The 8,742-nt window shown below is 38.1% G+C and carries 7 protein-coding genes; 5 read left to right on the top strand and 2 right to left on the bottom strand.

The features are described from left to right. Positions 1-256 precede the first annotated feature (256 nt). Positions 257-718 carry a hypothetical protein gene (locus tag AC6F75_RS04150; protein WP_500713684.1) on the top strand — a complete coding sequence of 154 codons (462 nt, stop codon included), beginning with the start codon at positions 257-259 and terminating at the stop codon, positions 716-718. Positions 719-766: 48 nt separating this feature from the next. On the opposite strand, the gene AC6F75_RS04145 is transcribed toward AC6F75_RS04150, so the two are convergent. Then, positions 767-1,822: an endonuclease/exonuclease/phosphatase family protein gene (locus AC6F75_RS04145; protein WP_500713685.1), complete on the bottom strand. Its 1,056-nt coding sequence runs from the start codon at positions 1,820-1,822 to the stop codon at positions 767-769. A gap of 129 nt (positions 1,823-1,951) precedes the next feature. On the opposite strand from AC6F75_RS04145, the gene AC6F75_RS04140 reads away from it, so the two are divergent. The 4 genes from AC6F75_RS04140 (at position 1,952) to AC6F75_RS04125 (ending at position 7,854) form a co-directional block, all read left to right on the top strand. Beyond that, positions 1,952-4,705, top strand: a complete 2,754-nt coding sequence (locus AC6F75_RS04140; protein WP_500713683.1) for a carboxypeptidase-like regulatory domain-containing protein — start codon at positions 1,952-1,954, stop codon at positions 4,703-4,705. Between the two features lie 15 nt (positions 4,706-4,720). Next, a complete protein-coding gene (locus AC6F75_RS04135) occupies positions 4,721-6,100 on the top strand; it encodes a DUF5689 domain-containing protein (protein ID WP_500713682.1) in 1,380 nt (459 codons plus the stop codon). Between the two features lie 105 nt (positions 6,101-6,205). After that, on the top strand, positions 6,206-7,417 hold the full coding sequence (hflX, locus tag AC6F75_RS04130; protein ID WP_500713681.1) for a GTPase HflX: 1,212 nt from the start codon (positions 6,206-6,208) through the stop codon (positions 7,415-7,417). Positions 7,418-7,476: 59 nt separating this feature from the next. Beyond that, entirely contained in the window at positions 7,477-7,854 is a 378-nt protein-coding gene (locus tag AC6F75_RS04125; protein WP_500713680.1) for a hypothetical protein, read from the top strand. Positions 7,855-7,878: 24 nt separating this feature from the next. Here the strand turns inward: AC6F75_RS04125 and AC6F75_RS04120 are convergent, their stop codons facing one another. Next, a complete protein-coding gene (locus tag AC6F75_RS04120; RefSeq protein ID WP_500713679.1) occupies positions 7,879-8,553 on the bottom strand; it encodes an IS1595 family transposase in 675 nt (224 codons plus the stop codon). Positions 8,554-8,742 lie beyond the last annotated feature (189 nt).

The raw sequence follows: 8,742 nt of genomic DNA, 5'->3' as shown, positions 1-8,742 counted from the left end.
TTTTGGTACAATGGAAAACAGGTGGACCCTTATGCCATAAAACTTCCAGCTGCCGAACCCATAAAAGAAGAACTCAAAGCATCTTATTTTGAATTTATCAAAAATTTAAAAGTTGAGATTGATGCCATTCCTGAAAAAACTATTTGATTGAACTTTACAGTCTAAAATAAACTTAGTTAATACCATTTCTTAAAAGTTGAGAAGTGGTTTTTCTTTAAATAAATCTTACTTTTGTTTTTCAACAATAAATAATCTTATGGCTTTTGATAGAATTTTAGACGTTATTCACGGGTACTGGGCATATTTGGTGCTACTCATATTGCTTTTAGCAAGTTTAAATGCGCTTGTAAAATATATGGCAAACCGGCCTTTTGGTGCAAAAGATTTCAGTATTTCCCTTTTTGGGTTGATTGTTACCCATATTCAAGTGTTGGTCGGATTAATTCTTTATTTTGCACATCCCACTTTGGGTTTTGCTTCAATTACAAGAGAAGACCTAACAATGGCCGATGTTATGAGCAATAGTGAAATGAGGTTGTTTGCTGTTGAGCATCCATTGATTATGATAATTGCCGTTATTTTAATTACCATTGGATATTCAAAACACAAAAAGCAATTAACTTCAAAAGGGAAGTTTAAAATGCTTGCCATTTTTTACACCTTAGGTTTAATTTTAATTTTATCCAGAATTCCTTGGGATCACTGGTTCTCTTCATAAAAAAAACTCCCAATCAGGGAGTTTTTTTGTACTTAATATTTTATACATCTAATTTGCTTCTTTGATTAACAACACATAAACAGGGAAGTGATCACTATATCCACCAGTGAAACCTCCGTCAGCAAATGCCCTATATGGATACCCTTTATAGCGCCCTCTGGGGTTGGCTAAATAAGGCGGGTTGTAAATTCCTGCCCTGTAGAATTGATAAGTTGAAAAATCACCTGATAAAAACCCGGCTGAAACCATCATTTGGTCAAATAAATTCCAGCCATCGCGCCAGGCCAATGTACCCAGACCTCTTTTATGCATATCTTCCATAGGGTTAAAAAGGTCTTTTATTTCAACATCCTCCCTTTTAGATTTTGTTCCCAACACATTCTTTATACTTTGGTTTGTCGGGTCATCGTTAAAGTCACCCATACTGATGATTTTTGCATAAGGATCAATACTGTGAAGCGAATCAATTATGCGTTTATTCAACTCTGCAGCTTTAATCCTATTGGGCCTACTTCTGGCTTCACCACCACTTCTGGAAGGCCAGTGATTAACTATAAAGTGAACCATTTCACCATCCAATAGTCCACTAACCACTAACTGATCACGGGTATAAACTCTTTGGTCAGGATTATTGTTATTGTAGATTACTAATTCAACACTTTCAGTGTTTGTAGGCACAAATACGTCTTTCTTGTAAATCAGGGCAACGTCTATTCCACGTCTGTCCGGGGAGTGGTAATGAATTATTCCATAATTACTGGACCGCAATGCATCCTGATTGATTAAATCCTGTATCACTTCTCTGTTTTCAACTTCACAAAGACCAACAAGTGCAGGTGTTGTTCCTGTAACATCGGCACCTATTTCTGAGATTACTTTGGCTAAGTTTTTAAGCTTGGCATTGTAGACATTTTTAGTGTAATAAGCATCAGCACGTGGTGTTCTGTCATGATAACGTGTGAACTCATCATCTTCAAGCGAAAATAAGTTTTCAACATTATAAAATGCTGCAGCATTAACCTTGTATGATTTTTTTTCCTGTCCGACAACGGCGAAACTAAGGATTAATAAAGCAATGGAAATGATAAACCTGATCTTGAGCATGATATTCATATATTAACTAATTGTAAATGATTGGGCAAAACCTGCGCCAAAGTTAAATAATTCATTTAAATAATGTAATTTTGTGGCTCATTTATAATGATTTCTTAATCCAATCAAATTCAATTTCGAATGAAAAAAAACATTTTGACTTTACTGTTTTGTATTTCGTTATTTGCTTTTTCGCAAGCACAAGATACAACAGTTAAGGGTAGAGTGATTGATACAAACTCTGGCGAACCCATTCCAAGTGCCCAGATAAGTATTCAGGAAAGCATCTTTACGACAACAACAGATGTCAACGGTAATTTTACAATCACTAATTCAAACCTTCCCCTTGGAGAACAAGTATTATTAGTTGAAAGAATTGGCTATAATACATTAAGGTTTCCAATCACTATTCAAAGTGGTGGAACCCTAAACCTCGATCCCGTATTGATGGAAGTAGATTTTGCTGCTGCACAAACTCAAATTGGGATTATCACGTTAGCGGATAATGAATTAGATGAAGATGAAGGTGGAGTAGACAATATTTCAGGTCTATTACAAGCCTCTAGGGATGTTTTCCTTAACGCTGCGGCGTTTGACTTCAGTGCTACTTTCTTCAGACCACGTGGATTGGATTCTGAATACGGAAAAGTGCTAATCAACGGCCTGGAAATGAACAAAATGTTTAATGGCCGCCCTCAGTGGTCAAATTGGGGAGGTCTAAATGACATTCAGAGAAATCAGGAGTTTTCAATGGGTCTATCTCCATCTGAATATACTTTTGGTGGTCTTGCCGGTAGTACTAACATTAATATGAGGGCTTCGCAGTACAGAAAAGGCGGTAGGGTTTCATATGCAATATCAAACCGGACATATACCGGAAGAGTTATGGGCTCCTACAGCTCTGGAATGACTACAAGTGGTTGGGCGTATACTGTATTGGTTTCACGTCGCTTTGGAAACGAAGGTTTTATTGACGGAACCCTTTATGATTCAAACTCTTTTGCAGCTTCAGTTGAAAAAAAGCTTTCAGACAATCACAGTTTAAACTTTACAGCTTTTTACACCCCAAACAGAAGAGGGAAATCTGCAGCAAACACACAGGAAGTCATTGACATTAAAGGAATCAAATATAATCCTTACTGGGGTGAACAAGACGGCGAAATCAGAAACTCGCGAATCAGGGAAATTGAAGAGCCGGTATTTATGTTGAACCACTTTTGGGATATTTCAGATAAAACCAGACTTAACACAAATGTAGGTTATCAGTTTGGAAAATTATCAAACAGCAGGCTTGGTTATGATAATACTTCAAACCCAGACCCAAGCTACTATCAATATTTACCAAGTTATGACTTGGCAAACCCTGCAGGGCCAAACTATGCGAGTGCTTACAGGAAACTGGTCGCTTTTCAAAATGACGGTCAAATTGACTGGCAAAACCTCTACAGACGAAATATTTCTTATGGCGGAACTTCCAGATACTATTTGTATGACGACAGAAATGACGACACTCAATTAATGGCAAACACGCTTTTAACGTCAGATATTAATCAAAACGTCACTATCAATGGAGGGATGAATTTTAAAAAACTTAGCTCTGAAAACTTTGCTTACATGTTAGATCTTTTGGGAGGAAATGGATATCTTGATGTCGATTCATTCAGTACCGGAGATGCAGCCCAAAACGATCTTTTGAACCCAAACCGTGTGATTGGAGAAGGAGATAAATTCAAATATAATTTTGAAATCGATGCTTTTAATTATGAAGGTTTTGCCCAGGCTCAGTTTAAATACAAAAAAGTAGATTTCTATATTGCTGCAAATGTGTCACAAACTTCATATCAAAGAACAGGTTTGTACCAAAACGGCAACTTCCCTGACAACTCCCTTGGAAAAAGTGAAAAAGCTGACTTCACAAACTATGGAGCAAAGGCAGGGCTAACTTACAAGCTTTCAGGGCGTCATTTATTTGACTTAAATACAGCTTATATAACAAAAGCACCGACCATAAGGAACAGCTTTTCAAACTCAAGACAAAACAACAATTTAGTTACCGGCCTTGAAAGCGAATCAATTCAAAACATTGACCTGAGTTACATTTACAGATCCCCAATTGTTAAAGCTAGATTAACCGGTTTTTACACACAAGTACAAGATGCTACTGAGATTAGTTTTTATTATGCTGATGGCATTTATGGTATTTCAAGGGATATTGACAATGCATTTGTTCAAGAAGTTCTTAGTGGTATAGATAAAAGCCATATGGGTATAGAATTTGGGATCGAAGCACAGGTCACTTCAACAATCAAATTAAAAGCCGCAGCTTCGGTTGGCGATTATATTTACAACAATAATCCAAATCTATATTTAACTTCTGATGATTTTACAGAAGCACTTAATTTTGGAGAATCATACCTAAAAAACTACCGTATTGCCGGTGGCCCCCAAAGAGCCTATCAAATAGGTTTTGAATACAGAGACCCGGATTTTTGGTGGATTGGTGCAACAACAAACTACTTCTCAAACGCTTATATTGATGTAAGTCCATTAACTAGAACCAGCAATTTCTATACAGATGTTGATGGTATTCCATTCAATGACTATGATGAAAATGTAGCTCGCGATCTTTTAAGACAAGAAAAATTTGATGATTATTTCTTGGTAAATGTTGTGGGTGGTAAATCTTGGAAAATCAACGACTATTATGTTGGTTTCTTTGCCGCAATCAATAATATATTTAATCAGGAATATAAAACCGGTGGTTATGAGCAGGCCAGAAACGCTAATTTTAGAACCCTGAGAGATGATCAGGCCAATACAACCCCTGTATTTGGATCTAAATATTGGTATGGGTACGGAGCCTCATACTACCTTAATGTATATATAAGATTTTAATAAAAAATAACAATCATGAAAACAATTAAAAATATCAAATTACTAAGTGCCTTGTTTTTTGCAGGCCTAGTTACTATATCGTGTGTTAAAGATGACGATTTTGACACTCCTGAAATCAATACTGAAGAGCCAAACGTAACAGTTAATACCAATATAGAAAATGTAAAAGGTTTTTATAACGGCTTTGAACCCGTATTAATAACAAACAGCGGTAACCCTTTGTATATGGAAGCATATGTTGTTTCAAGTGATGAAGCCGGCAATTTTTACAAAACGCTTGTAATTCAAGACAGTCCTGAGAATCCAAAACATGGGATTTCAATTTCAACAGAATCTACAAGCATGTATACCTTATTTGAACCCGGAAGAAAAATCTATGTGCGAGTTGACGGACTCTACTCAGGTGAATTTGCCGGGCTACCTACCCTAGGTGTCCTTAATGGAGAAGAAATAGGAAGGATGAGTATTATTGAATTTGAAGAGCGTGTATTACGTTCAAACAATGTAGAAGAACTTGTGCCTAACATCAGAACTTTAAACGGTGTTACTATCGCAGACTTGAACACACTAGTTGCATTTGAAAACGTTCAGGTTTCTGATAGCGATCTAGGTACACCATATGCTAATTTAAACAATACTTTTTCTGTTAACAGAACGATTACAAACTGTGACAGAACTGCTTCAATTATTATGAGAAACAGTGGCTTTGCTGATTTCAAAAATGAATTGATGCCAGAAGGTAATGGACAACTAACCGCTGTAATGAGTATTTTCAATAATGACTATCAAGTGTTTATCCGCAGTACTGCTGATGTAGACTTTGATCAGGAAAGATGTCCCATAGATGATGGGGGAATTATTGATGAAACACCTATAAACCTTCCTTTTTCAGAAAACTTTGAAAGCGTGCCGACCGGAGTGGGTGTGTTGATTGATATAGAGGGCTGGAGAAATGTTAATGTTACCGGTGGAGAAAGAAAATATGAAGGGAGATCATTTGGCGGAAACAAATATGCTCAAATAAGTGCTTTTCAATCAAATGAGGCAAATGTTGAAGCTTGGTTGGTTACTCCTTATTTGAACCTAAGCGGAACAACAAACCCCGCATTAAACTTTAAAACCAAAGATGGTTTTAACAATGGGCAAGCATTAAAAGTTTTTGTTTCCACAGACCTTGAAAACAGTACAATTAGCGAGGCAACTTGGACAGAATTGACTGATGTAACCATAGCTTCTGGCACAGTAAATGGTTATGCAGAAAACTTCACAGACTCCGGTAATGTTGATTTATCTGCATATATTGGTCAAAACATACACATTGGTTTTCAATATGTGGGAGGCTCAAACGGTACTACTACTACCATTCAAATTGATGATGTTAGTGTAACAGATTAAATCTTTTAAACTTCGATGTTTTGAAAAGTAAAGAGATTGCCTAAAAAGCAGTCTCTTTTTTTATTCCCTTATATAATTGTGTAGTTTTGCATTACTTATAAAATTATGATAGAAAAACTCGACATAGAATATGAAAAAGCAGTCCTTATTGGATTGGTTACACAGAATCAAAGCGAAGAAAAAGCCATAGAATACCTCGACGAACTCGAATTTCTTGCCTATACTGCCGGTGCTGAGGTGATTAAACGCTTTATGCAAAAAACCGACAAACCCAATCCCAAAACCTTTATTGGCACCGGGAAAATGGAAGAAGTCCGCCAATTTGTAGAGGAAAACGAGGTGGGCACTGCTATTTTTGACGATGAACTCTCACCGGCCCAACAAAAAAACATCGAGAAAATATTAAAATGCAAAATCATTGACCGCACCAACCTGATTTTGGACATTTTTGCGCAACGGGCACAAACAAGTTATGCACGCACACAGGTGGAATTGGCTCAATATGAATACTTATTGCCTAGGCTTGCCGGTATGTGGACTCACCTTGAGCGTCAGCGTGGAGGTATCGGTATGCGGGGCCCCGGTGAAACCGAGATTGAAACTGACCGCCGTATTGTGCGCGACCGAATTGCCCTGCTTAAAGACAAACTCAAAACTATCGATAAACAAATGGCCGTGCAAAGAGGTAATCGTGGGGCACTGGTGCGTGTCGCATTAGTTGGCTATACCAATGTTGGAAAGTCAACCTTAATGAATGCCATCAGTAAATCTGAAGTGTTTGCAGAAAACAAGCTCTTTGCCACATTAGATACGACGGTAAGAAAAGTGGTGATTGGCAACTTGCCTTTTCTGCTTACAGACACAGTAGGATTTATTAGAAAGCTCCCCACCCAACTGGTAGAGTCGTTTAAAAGCACCCTTGACGAAGTGCGTGAGGCCGATTTACTTTTACACGTAGTGGATATATCTCACCCACAGTTTGAAGACCACATCAATTCAGTACATCAAACTCTCGACGAAATTGAAGGCAGGGACAAACCTATGCTCATGGTATTTAACAAAATTGACGCTTACACGCCGGAACCTCTCGAAGAAGATGATTTGGTTACTGAAAAAACCAATGCCCATTTTACACTTGACGAACTCAAAAACACCTGGATGAATTCAGTGAATGGAGATGCGGTTTTTATTTCGGCAACACAAAAACTAAACCTTGAGGAGTTTCGAAGAAAAGTATATGATATGGTGCGTGAAATACACGTGCAGCGCTTCCCTTATAACAGCTTTCTCTATCCCGATTATGATGGCACAGAATAATTAAAAAAATCTTGTTAAAGCATTAAAAAATTAAGTTAAAAAACTGTTTTTCAGTCGATGTGGGTAGTTCTGTTGCCAATGTAGTTAAAGATTTGACTATTACAACCATTGAGGGAGCCGGAGATCTTGTCGTAAAAGGAATTCAAGTGCCGGCATCCATTGTCGCAGGAGCCATTAGCGGAGTTGCCAACGTTGGATCAACAGTCATTCGCTCCATAAAAGGAATTGTTGATGGCACCATTCAAGGTGCTAAGAAATCTGGAGTCTCACAAGAAGATGCAGTGAAGGGTTCTGTGCAACAAGCCATCCATTCCGCCAAAGAGTTAGGACAGGACACAGTTGGAGTCGCTGTAGAAGCTATCAAAGGCACCGTTAACGGTGTGAAGCAAGTGGGTGGAGCCATCTTTTCAGCAACGAAGCCACTCGATGGACATTAGGCAATATTTCCCCGTCTTCTTCATTTACTGTTGGCTTGGCTTTTGTATTTTATGCGAATAACCCAGTTCTTCTAATTCTGAATAACTAGGCCATCCATCAGTAATAATGGTTGACGATAGTTCAACATTTCTTTCAATAAAGGCTTTCAGGCTATTGGCTGATGCATCAGGAATTTTTTCCAATCTAACCCTGCCTGTTTTTCGCCCTTTGACTTCAATAGCTACAGCAACAATACTTTTTCCTTCTGCCCCTCGGCCACGTTTCCCTGGAGTTTTGCCACCAACAAAGACTTCATCTATTTCAACAACGCCCTCTAGCTTGCTTCTGCCGCTTAACACCATTAATCGTCTGAACTTATGCAACCAAGTCCATGCAGTCTGATAGCTTCCTAATCCAAGTACTTTTTGCAATCCCTTTGCACTGACTCCATTCTTTTGTGCAACCATCCACCAAATGGCATGAAACCAAACCAGCAAGGGCTTAGTGCTCTTATGAAACATTGTATTATTTGTCACTGTAGTTTCTTTATGGCAATCAGAACATTCAAACCGTCCTTTGTTCTTTTTCCAGAATCGAAGTGAGCCACATTGGGGGCATTCAAATCCATTTGGCCATCTCAATGATATCAAGTAATCAATGCAGGCTTGCTCCGATTTAAACATTTCTTCAAATTCCATTTGGTCTGCCGGATATTTCATCCCATAAAGATAAAACTTTACGGGAGATGATTAGATACCCCATTTAAATTTTATTCTATAATGTTTAAAATCAGACGATTCGAAGAAGAGGGTGTTAAATTATACAGACAGGGCCATCTGAGGGGATATTTTCATCCTTACTGGGGACAGGAAGCAATTGCCGTGGGAGCGTGTTCGGCCCTTACGAAA

Source organism: Planktosalinus sp., assembly GCF_059864935.1.
The sequence above is the reverse complement of the archived record's forward strand: the minus strand, read 5'-3'. Positions and strand labels throughout refer to the sequence as shown.